17 protein-coding genes are annotated in these 15065 nt (G+C 69.9%); 16 read left to right on the top strand and 1 reads right to left on the bottom strand.

Annotated features, from left to right (window positions below):
- Positions 1-28: 28 nt before the first annotated feature.
- On the top strand, positions 29-1591 hold the full coding sequence (ffh, locus tag ACZ4Z3_RS31100; RefSeq protein ID WP_468504149.1) for a signal recognition particle protein: 1563 nt from the start codon (positions 29-31) through the stop codon (positions 1589-1591).
- Positions 1592-1963: 372 nt separating this feature from the next.
- On the opposite strand, the gene ACZ4Z3_RS31095 is transcribed toward ffh, so the two are convergent.
- The gene (locus ACZ4Z3_RS31095; protein ID WP_468504148.1) at positions 1964-2824 is read right to left on the bottom strand and encodes an SAM-dependent methyltransferase; all 861 of its coding nucleotides are present in this window, start codon (positions 2822-2824) and stop codon (positions 1964-1966) included.
- A 202-nt stretch (positions 2825-3026) separates the two neighbouring features.
- On the opposite strand from ACZ4Z3_RS31095, the gene proS reads away from it, so the two are divergent.
- From proS to ACZ4Z3_RS31020, 15 genes are all read left to right on the top strand, one after another.
- A complete protein-coding gene (gene proS, locus ACZ4Z3_RS31090) occupies positions 3027-4442 on the top strand; it encodes a proline--tRNA ligase (protein WP_468504147.1) in 1416 nt (471 codons plus the stop codon).
- A 259-nt stretch (positions 4443-4701) separates the two neighbouring features.
- Entirely contained in the window at positions 4702-5298 is a 597-nt protein-coding gene (locus ACZ4Z3_RS31085; protein WP_055517136.1) for a hypothetical protein, read from the top strand.
- A 358-nt stretch (positions 5299-5656) separates the two neighbouring features.
- Positions 5657-6085 carry a 30S ribosomal protein S16 gene (gene rpsP / locus ACZ4Z3_RS31080; RefSeq protein ID WP_055517138.1) on the top strand — a complete coding sequence of 143 codons (429 nt, stop codon included), beginning with the start codon at positions 5657-5659 and terminating at the stop codon, positions 6083-6085.
- A 2-nt stretch (positions 6086-6087) separates the two neighbouring features.
- The gene (locus ACZ4Z3_RS31075) at positions 6088-6327 is read left to right on the top strand and encodes an RNA-binding protein (RefSeq protein WP_033526925.1); all 240 of its coding nucleotides are present in this window, start codon (positions 6088-6090) and stop codon (positions 6325-6327) included.
- Positions 6328-6430: 103 nt separating this feature from the next.
- A complete protein-coding gene (gene rimM / locus ACZ4Z3_RS31070) occupies positions 6431-6973 on the top strand; it encodes a ribosome maturation factor RimM (protein WP_468504146.1) in 543 nt (180 codons plus the stop codon).
- Entirely contained in the window at positions 6973-7806 is an 834-nt protein-coding gene (gene trmD / locus ACZ4Z3_RS31065; RefSeq protein ID WP_468504145.1) for a tRNA (guanosine(37)-N1)-methyltransferase TrmD, read from the top strand. Before rimM ends, trmD begins: the two co-directional genes overlap by 1 nt.
- Positions 7807-7940: 134 nt before the next feature.
- The gene (gene rplS, locus ACZ4Z3_RS31060) at positions 7941-8291 is read left to right on the top strand and encodes a 50S ribosomal protein L19 (protein ID WP_033526928.1); all 351 of its coding nucleotides are present in this window, start codon (positions 7941-7943) and stop codon (positions 8289-8291) included.
- A 46-nt stretch (positions 8292-8337) separates the two neighbouring features.
- The gene (gene lepB, locus ACZ4Z3_RS31055) at positions 8338-9084 is read left to right on the top strand and encodes a signal peptidase I (RefSeq protein ID WP_468504144.1); all 747 of its coding nucleotides are present in this window, start codon (positions 8338-8340) and stop codon (positions 9082-9084) included.
- On the top strand, positions 9077-10195 hold the full coding sequence (gene lepB / locus ACZ4Z3_RS31050) for a signal peptidase I (protein ID WP_468504143.1): 1119 nt from the start codon (positions 9077-9079) through the stop codon (positions 10193-10195). The genes lepB (ACZ4Z3_RS31055) and lepB (ACZ4Z3_RS31050) overlap by 8 nt, the downstream gene beginning before the upstream one ends.
- Complete coding sequence (gene lepB, locus ACZ4Z3_RS31045) at positions 10161-11051, top strand: signal peptidase I (protein ID WP_468504142.1); 891 nt, start codon at positions 10161-10163, stop codon at positions 11049-11051. Before lepB (ACZ4Z3_RS31050) ends, lepB (ACZ4Z3_RS31045) begins: the two co-directional genes overlap by 35 nt.
- A 79-nt stretch (positions 11052-11130) precedes the next feature.
- A complete protein-coding gene (gene lepB, locus ACZ4Z3_RS31040) occupies positions 11131-11874 on the top strand; it encodes a signal peptidase I (protein WP_468504141.1) in 744 nt (247 codons plus the stop codon).
- Positions 11875-12019: 145 nt separating this feature from the next.
- On the top strand, positions 12020-12505 hold the full coding sequence (locus ACZ4Z3_RS31035) for an NUDIX hydrolase (protein WP_468504245.1): 486 nt from the start codon (positions 12020-12022) through the stop codon (positions 12503-12505).
- 56 nt (positions 12506-12561) lie between these two features.
- Entirely contained in the window at positions 12562-12870 is a 309-nt protein-coding gene (locus ACZ4Z3_RS31030; protein WP_005311352.1) for a DUF2469 domain-containing protein, read from the top strand.
- A 183-nt stretch (positions 12871-13053) separates the two neighbouring features.
- Positions 13054-13419, top strand: coding sequence for a YraN family protein (locus tag ACZ4Z3_RS31025; protein WP_468504140.1), 366 nt, complete (start codon positions 13054-13056; stop codon positions 13417-13419).
- Positions 13419-15041, top strand: a complete 1623-nt coding sequence (locus ACZ4Z3_RS31020) for a YifB family Mg chelatase-like AAA ATPase (protein ID WP_468504139.1) — start codon at positions 13419-13421, stop codon at positions 15039-15041. Before ACZ4Z3_RS31025 ends, ACZ4Z3_RS31020 begins: the two co-directional genes overlap by 1 nt.
- The last annotated feature ends 24 nt before the right edge of the window (positions 15042-15065 follow it).

Below are 15065 nucleotides of genomic sequence, written 5' to 3'. Positions count from 1 at the left end.
GCCCCCGACTCCGAGGACCGACACCGCCGTGTTCGATACGCTCTCCGATCGCCTCTCAGCGACTTTCAAGAACCTGCGCGGCAAGGGGCGCCTCTCCGAGGCGGACATCGACGCCACGGCACGCGAGATCCGCATCGCGCTCCTCGAGGCGGACGTGGCGCTGCCGGTCGTCCGGGGCTTCATCAAGAACGTCAAGGAGCGGGCGCTCGGCGCCGAGGTCTCCAAGGCGCTCAACCCCGCCCAGCAGGTCCTCAAGATCGTCAACGAGGAGCTGGTCGGGATCCTCGGCGGCGAGACCCGCCGCCTCCGCTTCGCCAAGAACCCGCCGACCGTGATCATGCTCGCTGGTCTCCAGGGTGCCGGTAAGACGACCCTCGCGGGCAAGCTCGGCAGGTGGCTGAAGGAGCAGGGCCACTCCCCGCTGCTGGTCGCCTGCGACCTCCAGCGGCCGAACGCGGTGAACCAGTTGAGCGTCGTCGCCGAGCGCGCGGGTGTGGCGGTCTACGCCCCCGAGCCGGGCAACGGCGTGGGTGACCCGGTCAAGGTCGCCAAGGACTCCATCGAGTTCGCGAAGTCGAAGGTCCACGACATCGTGGTCGTCGACACCGCCGGTCGCCTCGGCATCGACCAGGAGATGATGCAGCAGGCGGCGGACATCAGGGACGCCGTATCCCCGGACGAGATCCTCTTCGTCGTCGACGCGATGATCGGTCAGGACGCGGTCAACACCGCCGAGGCCTTCCGCGACGGCGTCGGCTTCGACGGTGTGGTGCTCTCCAAGCTCGATGGTGACGCCCGCGGTGGTGCCGCCCTGTCGATCCGCCAGGTCACCGGCAAGCCGATCATGTTCGCGTCGAACGGCGAGAAGCTCGACGACTTCGACCAGTTCCACCCGGACCGGATGGCCTCCCGCATCCTCGACATGGGTGACCTGCTCACCCTGATCGAGCAGGCGGAGAAGACCTTCAGCCAGGAAGAGGCCGCCAAGATGGCCTCCAAGCTGGCGTCCAAGAAGGGTCAGGACTTCACCCTCGACGACTTCCTGGCCCAGATGGAGCAGGTCAGGAAGATGGGCAGCATCAGCAAGCTGCTCGGCATGCTGCCCGGCATGGGACAGATCAAGGACCAGATCAACAGCATCGACGAGCGCGACGTCGACCGCACCGCCGCGATCATCAAGTCGATGACCCCGGGTGAGCGCCAGGACCCGACGATCATCAACGGCTCCCGCCGGGCCCGCATCGCCAAGGGTTCCGGTGTCGAGGTCAGCGCGGTGAAGAACCTGGTCGAGCGGTTCTTCGAGGCCCGCAAGATGATGTCCCGCATGGCCCAGGGCGGCGGCATGCCCGGGATGCCGGGCATCCCCGGCATGGGCGGCGGCCCCGGCCGGTCCAAGAAGCAGCCCAAGAGGGCCAAGGGCAAGCAGCGCTCCGGCAACCCGATGAAGCGCAAGCAGCAGGAGCAGGAAGAGGCGGCCCGCCGGGCGGCCGCCGCCCAGGGCGGCGCTGCGGGCGGTGCCTTCGGTCTGCCGGGCCAGCAGGCCGGGCAGGACTTCGAACTGCCGGACGAGTTCAAGAAGTTCATGGGCTGACGGTCGCCCGCGTTCGACCGCTCCGCCCGCGTTCGCGGCCGTGTACGGTCCCGGGCGCGCGTACGCCACTGGGGGCGCCCTCCGAGCGGAGGGCGCCCCCAGTGGCGTGTCAGGTGTGGCGGCGGGCGCCGCGCGGTCGGCCGGGGGGTGTGGCCGGGCGCGCGGCGCCCGTGCCGTGCGTGGACGGCACATTCGTGGTTGTCGGTCCGAGTGCGTGTTTCGGCCGGACGGTGCGTCAGGCTATGAGGATGGTGCTCCACTTCGCGAAGTGAGAGGCACCCCGTCCCGCTTTCTCCACACCATTCACACGCGCATCGGCCGAAAGTGTCGAAGACCTTCTCAGCGCACCCATGTCGGGGCCGTTCCCGCCTCTCAGGGCGTCCGCGCGATCAGGTAGCGGAACACGTTCGGCATCCACACCGTGCCGTCCTGGCGGCGGTACGGGTGCAGGGCCTCGGTCAGTTCCTTGTTCACCTGGACCGGGTCCGTGGCCGCGATCGCCGCGTCGAACAGCCCCGTGGACAGCAGCCCCCGCACCGCGTTGTCCACGTTCGCGTACCCGAAGGGGCAGGCCACGCGGCCGGAGCCGTCCGGCCGGAGGCCGGCCCGGTGGGCGACCTCCTCCAGATCGTCCCGCAGCGCCAGGCGCCAGCCGGTGGTGCCGCGCAGCGGGTCGGTGAGCCTGGTGGCGACGCGGAGCACCGTGGACGTGGCGCAGCGCTCGGGAGGGCCCCATCCCACGAGCACCACGGGGGTGCCCCGCCCGGCGAGCGGGGTCGCGCGGGCGAGCAGCTCGCCCAGGCCCTCGGAGTCCCCGGCCAGACAGCCGATCGGCTCGAAGGCGGTCACCACGTTGTACGAGGGAGCACCGCAGGCCCCGGCCGCGTCCTCGGGAGCGCCCTCCACGACGCGGGCGTCGGCACGCGCGTGTGCGCCCCGTCCCTCCGGCAGCAGCCGCTCCCGCGCGAGAGCCGTTCTCTCGGGCGACGAGCCGTCGACCCCGGTGACCGCGGCGCCCCGCGACGCCGCCATCAGCAGTGCGAGCCCCGACCCGCAGCCGAGGCCCAGCAGCCGGGTGCCGGTGCCCACGTCGAGCCGGCGGTAGACCGCCTCGTAGAGCGGGACCAGCATCCGTTCCTGGATCTCGGCCCAGTCACGCGCGCGTGCACACTGGTCCACACGGGATGTGGTCCCCGGGCGAGGCAGTTGCTGCCGCACGAGCGTAGGTGTCATATCGAAAGCGCCCCAATCCGCCGAGAGTCGTCTCTGTGCCCGTTTTCAGGGCCCCCGTGACAGTGCGCTCGCACTCCCCCCGTATGCCAGATAACTCCGCACCTGGCGTGCCGTCCAGGGGTCGCGGACACCGGTTTGCGGACTGTCTACGCGTGGATAAAAGAATTCACATCCCCGCAACGTGGGCCCGTACGATCGCGACATGGCTAAAGCACCCGTTCTCACCCCCCGGGCGGACGACTTCCCGCGCTGGTACCAGGATCTGATCTCCAAGGCGGAGCTGGCCGACAACGGCCCGGTGCGCGGCACCATGGTCATCCGACCGTACGGGTACGGGATCTGGGAGCGGATGCAGCAGGAGATGGACGCCCGGATCAAGGAGACGGGCACGCAGAACGCGTACTTCCCCCTCCTGATCCCGCAGTCGTACCTGACCAGGGAGGCCGAGCACGTCGAGGGTTTCGCGCCCGAACTGGCGGTGGTGACGCACGGCGGCGGCAAGGAGCTCGAGGAGCCCGCGGTGGTCCGCCCCACCTCCGAGATGATCATCAACGACTACTTCTCGAAGTGGATCCAGAGCTACCGCGACCTTCCCCTGCTGATCAACCAGTGGGCCAACGTGGTCCGTTGGGAACTGCGGCCCCGGCTGTTCCTGCGCACCAGCGAATTCCTCTGGCAGGAGGGCCACACGGCGCACGCGACGTACGAGGAGGCGCGCGACTTCGCCGCGCACATCCATCGGGAGGTCTACGAGGACTTCATGGTGAATGTCCTCGCGATGGACGTCGTCCCCGGCCGCAAGACCGTCAAGGAGCGCTTCGCGGGCGCCATCAACACCCTCACCCTCGAAGGCATGATGGGCGACGGCAAGGCCCTCCAGATGGCCACCAGCCATGAGTTGGGCCAGAACTTCGCCAAGGCCTTCACCACCCAGTACCTGTCGAAGGAGGGCAGGCAGGAGCTCGTCTGGCAGACCTCTTGGGGCTCCACCACCCGCATGATCGGCGCCCTGGTGATGATGCACGGCGACGACAACGGCCTACGGGTCCCGCCGCGCCTCGCCCACACTCAGGCCGTCGTCCTCGCGATCAAGGGCGACGACGCGGTTCTGGCCAAGGTCCGCGAGATCGGCGACCGGCTGAAGGCCGCGGGCGTACGCGTCCACGTGGACGACCGCACGGACGTCCCGTTCGGCCGCCGCGCCGTCGACTGGGAGCTGAAGGGCGTCCCCGTTCGCATCGAGGTAGGCCCCCGCGACCTGGAGAACGGCACCGCCATGCTCGCCCGCCGCATCCCCGGCGGCAAGGAAGCGGTTGCGATCGACTCCCTCGCGGGGCTGTTGCCCACGATCTTCGAGGAGGACCAGGCGCTGCTCCTGAGGCAGTCGCGCGAGCGCCGGGAGTCCCGGACGACCGAGGTGTCGACGATCGGCCAGGCCATCGAGGCGGCCGGCGCGGGCGGCTGGGCGCGCATCCCCTGGGCCGTGCTCGGCGAGAAGGGCGAGGCCGAGCTGGCGGAGCACGCCGCGAGCGTACGGTGTCTGGTCGCCGAGGACGGGTCGGTGCCCGACTCCTACGACGCACCCGGTAACGTCGCGGTCGTGGCGCGCGCTTACTAGAGCGATCCGTTCCGTCGCGAGAGCGACCGAAACGCCCCTTGCGCATCTGACGACCACAGGTGCCCCGGCGCGCGGACCTTGTCTACGCGCCGGGGCTACGTGTCACTACGTACCGCCTTGCGTGGAGCTGCGAGGCTTCTCCGCAGATCAGCGCACCCGCCCTCGTCGGGACGCACTAGCGGCAACTGACGGGTACGTGCAAATTATTTGGGATGCCCCGGAATCGGAACACAGGGGCACTCAGGCTCGTTGTCATTACGTGAGCACGACACAGACACCACCCGTTCTCGCCGCAGAACTGGCGCAGGCGTGGGCCGACATTCAGCGGTACCACCCCGAGCTGCCGGATCTTGCCGCCCCCGAGTCCCTGATCGGGGAGTCGTCGTCCGCATGCGGGCACGAACTCTCCTTCGAGCGACTGCTCCATGAGGCAGTCCACGGCATCGCCGCCGCCCGCGGGGTCCGCGACACCTCCCGCGCCGGCCGCTACCACAACCGGAGATTCCTCGCGATCGCCGAGGAACTGGGTCTCGACCACCCCGAGGAACCGCATCCCAGCAGCGGCTTCTCGCTGGTCACCCTCAACCCCGAGGCGAAGCGTCGCTACCGCCCGACCATCGAGAGACTGCAGCGCGCCCTGAAGGCCCACACGGCGGCCACCTCCGCCGACACGGCCCGCAGCTTCCGGGGCCCGGCCGCCCGCCACGGCTCCTCCGGCGGAGGCGTCCGGGTCAAGGCGGTCTGCGACTGCGGACGCAACGTCCGGGTCGTCCCCTCCGTACTCGCCCAGGCCCCCATCGTCTGCGGCGGCTGCGGAAAGCCCTTCCGGATCCCGGAGGTCGTGGGCGCGGCGTGACGCGACGACGAACTGAACAGACGGCTGCTCGTGGCGGCCGTACCAGTGAGTCGTACGTCGAGTCGTACAGCGAGCCTCACGTCGAGTCGGGAGTGGAGGGTGCCGTCCCGGCGGCACCCTCCACGCGCCGGTGAGCGCGACGCACCCCTGGCGCGGGGTGCCGCTTGGGCATGGCCGCACGCGCCCCCTCGCGGCAAGCGCGACCCGCGGGGTGTGGCACAATGGCTAGCTGTACTCGACAGCCGCACAGGACCCCTCTCTCCTCCGGCTGACGCGTCCATCGGGCACTCGGGTACCGCAACCCCACGCGGCATTCTCGCCGTGCCCAACCACGTCAAATCCAGGAGAACCCACTCCCGTGGCAGTCAAGATCAAGCTGAAGCGTCTGGGCAAGATCCGTTCGCCTCACTACCGCATCGTCGTCGCCGACTCCCGTACCCGTCGTGACGGTCGTGCGATCGAGGAGATCGGCAAGTACCACCCGACGTACAACCCCTCGGTCATCGAGGTCGACGCGGACCGCGTCGCCTACTGGCTGGGTGTCGGCGCGCAGCCGACCGAGCCCGTGCTCGCCATCCTGAAGAAGACCGGCGACTGGCAGAAGTTCAAGGGCGAGCCCGCCCCGGCGCCGCTCCTCGTCGCCGAGCCGAAGTCCACGCGCCCGTCGTTCGAGGCCCTCGGCGGCGACGACGAGGGCAAGGGTGAGGCGATCACCCAGAAGAAGAAGGCTGAGAAGAAGGACGAGGCCGCGGCCGAGTCTTCTTCGTCTGAGTCGACCGAGGCCTGAGCATGCTCGAGGAGGCTCTCGAGCACCTCGTCAAGGGCATCGTCGACTACCCCGACGACGTACAGGTCGCCTCGCGCAACCTGCGTCGCGGGCGCGTCCTCGAGGTCCGGGTCCACCCCGATGACCTCGGCAAGGTGATCGGCCGCAACGGCCGTACCGCCCGCGCCCTGCGCACCGTCGTGGGTGCCATCGGCGGCCGCGGAGTCCGCGTCGACCTCGTCGACGTGGACCACGTCCGCTGACGCAATTCGCAGCACCGGCTCGGGCCGGGGAAGGCCATCGAGCCGTCCCCGGCCCGACGTCGTACGGTCGTCCGGACCGTCCGATGACAGGAGATCAAGCACAGTGCAGCTGGTAGTCGCACGGATCGGCCGCGCCCACGGCATCAAGGGCGAGGTCACCGTCGAAGTACGTACCGACGAGCCGGAGCTGAGGCTCGCGCCCGGCGCCGTACTGGCCACCGACCCGGCCTCGACGGGGCCCCTCACCATCGAGACCGGCCGGGTGCACAGCGGCCGCCTCCTGCTGCGCTTCGAGGGCGTGAAGGACCGCAACGCGGCGGAGGCGCTGCGCAACACCCTCCTGATCGCCGAGGTGGACCCGGAGGAACTCCCCGAGGAGGAGGACGAGTACTACGACCACCAGCTGATCGACCTCGACGTGGTCACCAAGGACGGGGTCGAGGTCGGCCGGATCACCGAGGTCTCGCACCTGCCCTCCCAGGACCTCTTCATCGTCGAGCGGCCCGACGGCAGCGAGGTGATGATTCCCTTCGTCGAGGAGATCGTCACCGAGATCGACCTCGAGGAGCAGCGCGCGGTCATCGACCCGCCTGCCGGACTGATCGACGACCGCGCGGAGATCGCGTCGTCGCGGGACGAGGCCTGATGCGCCTCGACATCGTCACGATCTTCCCCGAGTACCTCGCCCCCCTGAACGTCTCCCTCGTCGGGAAGGCACGCGCGCGTGGACAGCTGAATGTGCACGTGCATGATCTGCGCTCCTGGACGTACGACCGGCACAACACCGTCGACGACACGCCGTACGGCGGCGGCCCCGGCATGGTCATGAAGACCGAACCCTGGGGCGACGCGCTGGACTCCGTCCTCGCCGACGGCTACGAGACCGGCGCCCGCCGGCCCGCCCTCATCGTCCCCACCCCGAGCGGCCGACCCTTCACCCAGACCCTCGCCGTCGAACTCTCCGAGCGGCCCTGGCTGGTCTTCACCCCGGCCCGCTACGAGGGCATCGACCGCCGTGTCATCGACGAGTACGCCACCCGGATGCCCGTGTACGAGGTGTCCATCGGCGACTACGTGCTCGCCGGCGGCGAGGCGGCCGTCCTCGTCATCACGGAGGCCGTGGCCCGTCTGCTGCCCGGTGTCCTCGGCAACGCCGCGTCCCACCAGGACGACTCCTTCGCGCCCGGCGCCATGGCCAACCTCCTGGAGGGGCCGGTCTACACGAAGCCGCCCGAGTGGCGCGGCCGGGACATCCCCGAGGTGCTGCTCAGCGGCCACCACGGCAAGATCGCGCGCTGGCGCCGGGACGAAGCCCTGAGGCGCACGACGGCCAACCGGCCCGACCTCATCGAGCGCTGCGACCCCAAGGCCTTCGACAAGAAGGACCGGGAGATGCTCTCCATCCTCGGCTGGGCCCCCGACCCCGAGGGCGAGCCCCACGGCCGATTTTGGCGTCGGCTGGAGGGCGTGGAAGAATAGGCCGCTGTTGTGCGTCGTCCGGCGTGCGCCCCTGCCACAGGGGGACACGACGCCCGCCCCGACACGGACAGCATCCTCTTGGAAAACCTAGCTCCCGCCTATGACCTGTGGCATGGGCGAAGAAAGCAGACGCAATGTCTCACCTGCTCGACTCCCTCGACTCCGCGTCGCTGCGCAGCGACATCCCGGCCTTCCGCCCGGGTGACACCGTCAACGTCCACGTCCGCGTCATCGAGGGCAACCGCTCCCGTGTGCAGCAGTTCAAGGGCGTTGTGATCCGCCGCCAGGGCGCCGGTGTCCGCGAGACCTTCACGGTCCGCAAGGTCTCGTTCTCCGTCGGCGTCGAGCGCACCTTCCCGGTGCACACCCCGATCGTCGAGAAGATCGAGCTCGTCACCCGCGGTGACGTCCGTCGCGCCAAGCTGTACTACCTGCGCGAGCTGCGCGGCAAGGCGGCGAAGATCAAGGAGAAGCGCGACAACTGAGCGCGCACTCACGTGTCACAGAGGGGCCGGATACGATCTGGCCCCGATGGACACCGAGGCACAGCAGTACAAGGAGCGCGACCGCTCCCCCCGCCCTTCCGAAGCCGGGACGCCATCCGTCCCGGCCGGTTCCGAGGAGACCTCGGACACGGAGCGGCCGGAGGGGCGGTCGCGTTTCGCATGGGTGGGGCGGGCCGCCGAGTCCGTTCCGGGTGGGCGATACACCCTTGCCGTACTGATCTGCCTGCTTTTTCTCACGATCTTCAGCAACTTCGTGATGCAGCCGTTCCAGATTCCCAGCAGCTCCATGGAGCGTTCATTGAGGATCGGGGACCGCGTTCTCGTAAATAAGTTGGCGTACCGTTTCGGTTCTGAGCCGCGGCGAGGTGACGTCGTCGTCTTCGACGGCACCGGCTACTTCGGGAACGCCGACTACATCAAGCGCGTTGTCGGCGTGGGGGGAGATCGGGTGGTCTGCTGCGACCAGGAGGGGAGGCTTGAGGTGAACGGCCGGTCGGTCGACGAGTCGTCGTTTCTGTATCCGGGGGACAGCCCGTCGAGCGTGCCCTTCGACGTGGTCGTACCCGAGGGGCGCCTGTTCCTCCTCGGCGACCACCGCGGCGAATCCAGCGACTCCCGCGACCACCTGGGCTCCCCGGGTGGCGGCATGATCCCCCTCGACGCCGTGATCGGCCGGGCCGACTGGATCGCCTGGCCCGCGGACCACTGGACGCGTCTGCACCGCCCCGACGCCTACGCGCGCGTGCCCGCCGCCGGCGGTGCGCATGGGTAACCGTGGCAGGCCCCGCGGTGCCGCCAGCGCCCCGTCCGACAATCTGCTGCCCACCGGCACCCGCCGAGCCGGCGGTGCCGCCCGGCCGAGCCGGGTCGAGCGGCGCAAGCTCGCCCGCAAGATCAAACGGCGCAGGCGCCGCTCGGCGGTCAAGGAGATCCCGCTCCTCGTCGGTGTCGCCGTCCTGATAGCGCTGGTCCTGAAGACCTTCCTCGTCCAGGCGTTCGTGATCCCGTCGGGCTCCATGGAGCAGACGATCCAGATCGGCGACCGCGTCCTGGTGGACAAGCTCACCCCGTGGTTCGGTTCGAAGCCGGTCCGGGGTGACGTCGTCGTCTTCAAGGACCCCGGCGGCTGGCTGGAGGACGAGCAGACCACGGCCACGACCGAGGACCCCATCGTCATCAAGCAGATCAAGGAGGGCCTGCAGTTCATCGGACTGCTCCCCTCCGACGACGAGAAGGACCTGATCAAGCGGGTCGTCGCGGTCGGCGGCGACACCGTCAAGTGCTGCGATCTCCAGGGCCGCGTCACCGTCAACGGCATGCCGCTGGACGAGACGGCCTACGTCCACCCGGGCAACAAGCCCTCCACACAGGAGTTCCAGGTCACCGTGCCCCAGGGACGCCTCTGGGTGATGGGCGACCACCGCGAGAACTCGGCCGATTCACGCGCCCACCAGGCTGACGACTCGAAGACGGCCAAGTTCAGCGGTACGGTCCCCATGGATTCCGTGGTCGGCAGAGCCGTGGTCATCGCCTGGCCGGTCGGGCACTGGGGACAGTTGGAGGAGCCTGACACGTTCTCCGCCGTGCCGAGCGGGTCGCCCATCGCCCTCGGCGCTTCGCATAGGGTGGCCCCCGCGGATCGAAACGGATTGATCCCCCTCCCGACCCCTGCGGAACTCCCGCTCGTTATGGGAGTGGTGGGCCTGCACCGGATGTGGCGCGGGCGGCGGTACGGCGTGAGGAGTGGATGTGGGGGATTTGGCGGTCGGCGCACGGTCCGGACACGGTGGTTCCGAGGAGCGGCCCGAGCAGTCCGACGAGGCGGCTTCCCCGGCCGCGGAGAACGCCGTGGGTTCCGAGGATTCCGTGTCCGACGGGAGTGACCACCCGGACGGGGCGGACGGCGGGGAAGAAACCCGGACCTCGACGGACGACGGCGAGCAGAACCGTACGCCCAAGAAGAAACAGCGCTCCTTCTGGAAGGAACTGCCGATCCTCATCGGGATCGCGCTGGTCCTCGCGCTGCTGATCAAGACCTTCCTGGTCCAGGCGTTCTCCATCCCGTCGGACTCGATGCAGAACACCCTCCAGGAGGGCGACCGGGTCCTGGTCGACAAGCTCACCCCCTGGTTCGGTTCCGAGCCGGAGCGCGGCGAGGTCGTCGTCTTCCACGACCCGGCCGGCTGGCTCAGGGGTGAGCCCACCCTGGAGCCCAACCCCGTTCAGCGGGTCCTCGGCTGGATCGGCCTGATGCCGTCCGCGGAGGAGAAGGACCTCATCAAGCGGGTCATCGGCGTCGCCGGCGACACCGTGGAGTGCAAGGGCACCGGCCCCCTGAAGGTCAACGGCAAGGCGCTGAACGAGCCGTACGTGTACCCGGGCAACACCCCCTGCACCGTCGACGACACCGGCGGCCAGTTCAAGGTGAAGGTACCCGAGGGCAAAATCTGGGTCATGGGTGACCACCGGCAGAACTCGCTGGACTCCCGTTACCACCAGAACGACAAGAACAAGGGCATGGTCCCGGTGGACAATGTCGTCGGCCGCGCCATCGTGGTCGCCTGGCCGCCGACCCGCTGGTCCACGCTGCCGGTTCCCGACACCTTCGACCAGAACCTGAGCGCCGCCGCGCCCGGCGCGCTCGGCCTCGCGGGCGCGGTTCCGCTGGTGCTGTGGCGCCGACGCCGTCTCCTCGCGACCGAGAGCCCGAGGGTTTCTGGCACGGGTACCGCCGGGTAGGGTGCCGTCCCAGACGCCGATCACGGTGGCTCCGCACGGCGCCCGGGCGATCGGATCTCCGAACTGGGGGAGCACTGGCATGAGCGGGACGACAGGCCGTACGGACGAGGGCCGCGGACGGCTCGGCAGCAAGCTGTCGGGGCTGGCCGTGGCCCTCGGCTGTGTGCTCTTCCTCGGCGGCTTCCTGTGGGGTGCCGTCGTCTACCAGCCCTACACGGTGCCGACCGACTCCATGTCGCCCACCATCACCTCCGGCGACCGCATCCTGGCCCAGCGGGTCGACGGCGCCGACGTCCAGCGCGGTGACGTCGTGGTCTTCCGGGAGGAGGCCTGGGGCAACTCGCCCATGGTCAAGCGGGTCGTCGCGGTGGGCGGGGACACGGTCGCCTGCTGCACCGACGGCAAGCTGACCGTCAACGGCAAGAAGATCGACGAGGGGTATCTGCCGAAGGGTCAGGACGCCGAGCTGACCGGCATCCCCGAGATCACCGTCCCCAAGGGCCGACTCTTCCTCCTCGGTGACGAACGCAGCGGCTCGCTGGACTCCACCGCCCACCTCACCGAGGCGGGCCAGGGCACGGTCCCGCGGGGCAACGTGGACGCGCGCGTGGACGCCGTCGTCTGGCCGATGGACGGCATGCTGGCCCGCCCCACGGGCTTCGAGACGCTGGGCGCGCTGTCCTCTCCCGGTCCGCTGCGGCTGATCACCGCCGCGCTGGTCGTGGGCATGCTGCTCGTCCTGGGCGGCGCGGCCTACGGCCCCGTGGCCAAGCGGCTGGGCGGCCGTGACCGCACGCCGACGGAGCCCGCCCGTGTCGGCTGAGCCGCCGCGTGAGCCGTCGTACGGTGCGTCACCGAAGCCGTCGTACGCGCAGCCGCCGGTGTCGTCGTACGGGGCTTCCTACAGCCCTTACGGCGGTGACGACCGGGATGCCGGGGACGCGGCCGAGGACACCTACGAGGGCGGGCTGCGCAAGGTGGCCCGGGTGATCCTGCTGGATCCGCTGGAAAGGATCCTCCTGCTGCACGGGCATGAACCGGACGATCCGTCGGACGACTGGTGGTTCACCCCCGGCGGCGGCGTCGAGGGCGCGGAGACCCTGGAGGAGGCCGCGCTGCGGGAGCTCGCCGAGGAGACCGGGATCACGGACGCGGAGCTCGGCCAGGTCCTCTGGCGGCGGAGGTGCTCCTTCCCCTTCGCCGGGCGCCGCTGGGACCAGGACGAGTGGTACTTCCTGGCCCGTACGGCCGTCGCGCACCAGCCGCTGCCCGGCGCGGCGGGCCTGACCGAGCTGGAACGGCGCAGTGTCGCGGGAGCACGCTGGTGGACGTGCGGGGAACTCACCCGCACGCATGAGACTGTGTACCCGACCAGACTCGCCGAACTGCTGCGCACGCTGCTCGACGAGGGTCCCCCGGCCCAGCCCGTGGTCCTCGAGACCGAAATTGTCTAGAGGCGTGCGGGGCTGGCGCACAATGGTGGGATCGCACGGCTGAAGGGGAACATGCCATGAGCGCCGAGGACCTCGAGAAGTACGAGACCGAGATGGAGCTGAAGCTCTACCGGGAGTACCGCGATGTCGTCGGTCTGTTCAAATACGTGATCGAGACCGAGCGGCGCTTCTACCTCACCAACGACTACGAGATGCAGGTGCACTCGGTACAGGGCGAGGTGTTCTTCGAGGTGTCCATGGCGGACGCCTGGGTGTGGGACATGTATCGCCCGGCCCGGTTCGTGAAGCAGGTGCGGGTGCTCACGTTCAAGGACGTGAACATCGAGGAGCTCAACAAGAGCGATCTGGAGCTGCCGGGCAGCTGAGTCCGGAGCCGATGTCGGGGCCGGGGCCGGGGCGGGGTTGGGCTCCGGGCCGGGTGTCGCTGGGCGGCTGGTGCTGTCGTCATACGTGTGGGTGACGAGGTTGTCCACAATCGTCGGCTTTTCCACCAAGATCCAATAGTGGGTGGGGATGCCCTCAGTGTTGGCGCCGGAGGTGGTGCCGACATGGGCAACGCACGAGGAGCACTCGGCAGGTACGGCGAGGAGCTGGCCGCACGGCGGCTGGCCCAGGCCGGGATGACGGTCCTGGAGCGCAACTGGCGCTGCGGCAGGACCGGTGAGATCGACATCGTGGCCAGGGAGGGCGACGCGCTGGTCGTCTGCGAGGTCAAGACCCGAAGGGCCGGCCCCTTCGAACACCCGATGGCGGCCGTCACGACCACCAAGGCGGAACGCCTGCGTGGCCTCGCCGAACGCTGGCTCCAGGAACACGGAGGGGCCCCACCGGGCGGCGTCCGCATCGACGTCGTGGGAGTCGTCCTGCCCCACCGCGGCGCACCCGTCGTGGAACACGTGCGGGGGGTGGCCTGATGGGATTCGCCCGTGCCTGCTCCGTGGCCCTCGTGGGCGTGGAGGGCGTCGTCGTCGAGGTCCAGGCGGACCTCGAACCGGGCGTGGCGGCGTTCACGCTGGTGGGCCTGCCGGACAAGAGCCTGACGGAGAGCAAGGACCGGGTCAGGGCGGCGGTGGTGAACTCCGGCGCCGAGTGGCCCCAGAAGAAGCTGACGGTGGGGCTCAGTCCCGCGTCGGTGCCCAAGGCGGGCAGCGGCTTCGACCTGGCGGTCGCCTGTGCGGTCCTGGGTGCCTCCGAGCGGATCGATCCCCGGGTGCTCTCCGACATCGTGATGATCGGCGAGCTGGGCCTCGACGGGAGGGTTCGCCCGGTGCGGGGCATCCTGCCGGCTGTCCTGGCCGCCGCGGAGGCCGGGTACGAACAAGTGGTCGTGCCGGAGTGTTCCGCCGCGGAGGCGTCCTTGGTGCCCGGGGTGTCGGTGCTGGGCGTTCGCACCTTGCGGCAACTGATCGCCGTCTTGGCCGATGAGCCCGTGCCGGACGAGGAGCCCGACGAGGGACGTCCGGATCCCCTGCTGGCGGGGCTGCGCATGCCCGGTACGGGCGCCGCCACCGGCATGCACACAGCGGGCGCCGCTCAACAGGACCAGGGCCATGACCTGGCCGATGTCGTCGGGCAGCTCGCGGCGCGGACCGCGGTCGAGGTGGCGGCAGCGGGTGGACACCACCTCTTCCTGGAAGGCCCACCGGGCGCGGGGAAGACGATGCTCGCGGAGCGGCTCCCGGCCATCCTGCCGGAACTGGGCCGGGAGGAGTCCTTGGAGGTCACGGCCGTCCATTCGATCGCCGGTCTGCTGCCGGTGGGAAAGCCGCTGGTCGATACGGCGCCCTACTGCGCGCCGCACCACTCGGCGACGATGCAGGCCCTCGTCGGGGGAGGCCAGGGCATCGCGCGGCCCGGCGCGGTGTCGTTGGCCCACCGTGGGGTGCTCTTCCTCGATGAGACTCCCGAGTTCAGCAGTCAGGTGCTGGACGCCCTGCGCCAGCCGTTGGAGGCGGGCCACGTCGTGATCGCGCGCAGTGCCGGGGTCGTCCGGTTCCCGGCGAAGTTCCTCATGGTGCTCGCCGCCAATCCATGCCCGTGCGGGCGTTTCTCCCGGACCGACGACCTGTGCGAGTGCCCGCCGGCCTCAATTCGGCGGTATCAGGCCCGGTTGTCCGGGCCGCTGCTGGACCGGGTCGATCTGCGTGTCGAGATCGACCGGGTCACCCGGTCCGAGCTCACCCAGCGAGGCGCCCGAGGCGAATCCACGGCGACGGTGGCAGCCAGGGTGCGCGCGGCCAGGGAACGCGCCGCACTGCGACTGGCCGGCACGCCGTGGCGCACGAACAGCGAGATCCCCGGGCGTGAGCTGCGCAGCAGGTGGCATGCGGCGCCCGGTGCCATGGACGAGGCCGAGCGGAGCCTGGAGAGGGGCATGCTGACGGCGCGGGGACTGGACCGGGTTCTGCGGGTCGCCTGGACGATCTCGGACCTCGTCGGCCACGAGCGTCCCGATGCGGCGGACGTCAACCTGGCTCTGCAACTGCGCACCGGCATTCCGCGTGGGGTGCCCACGGCGATCGGAGCACTGGTATGAAGCCGGAGCACCGCCACGCGCGGG

This window comes from Streptomyces sp. NPDC030296, from assembly GCF_055572815.1.
This window is presented reverse-complemented; position numbering and strand designations above follow the sequence as displayed.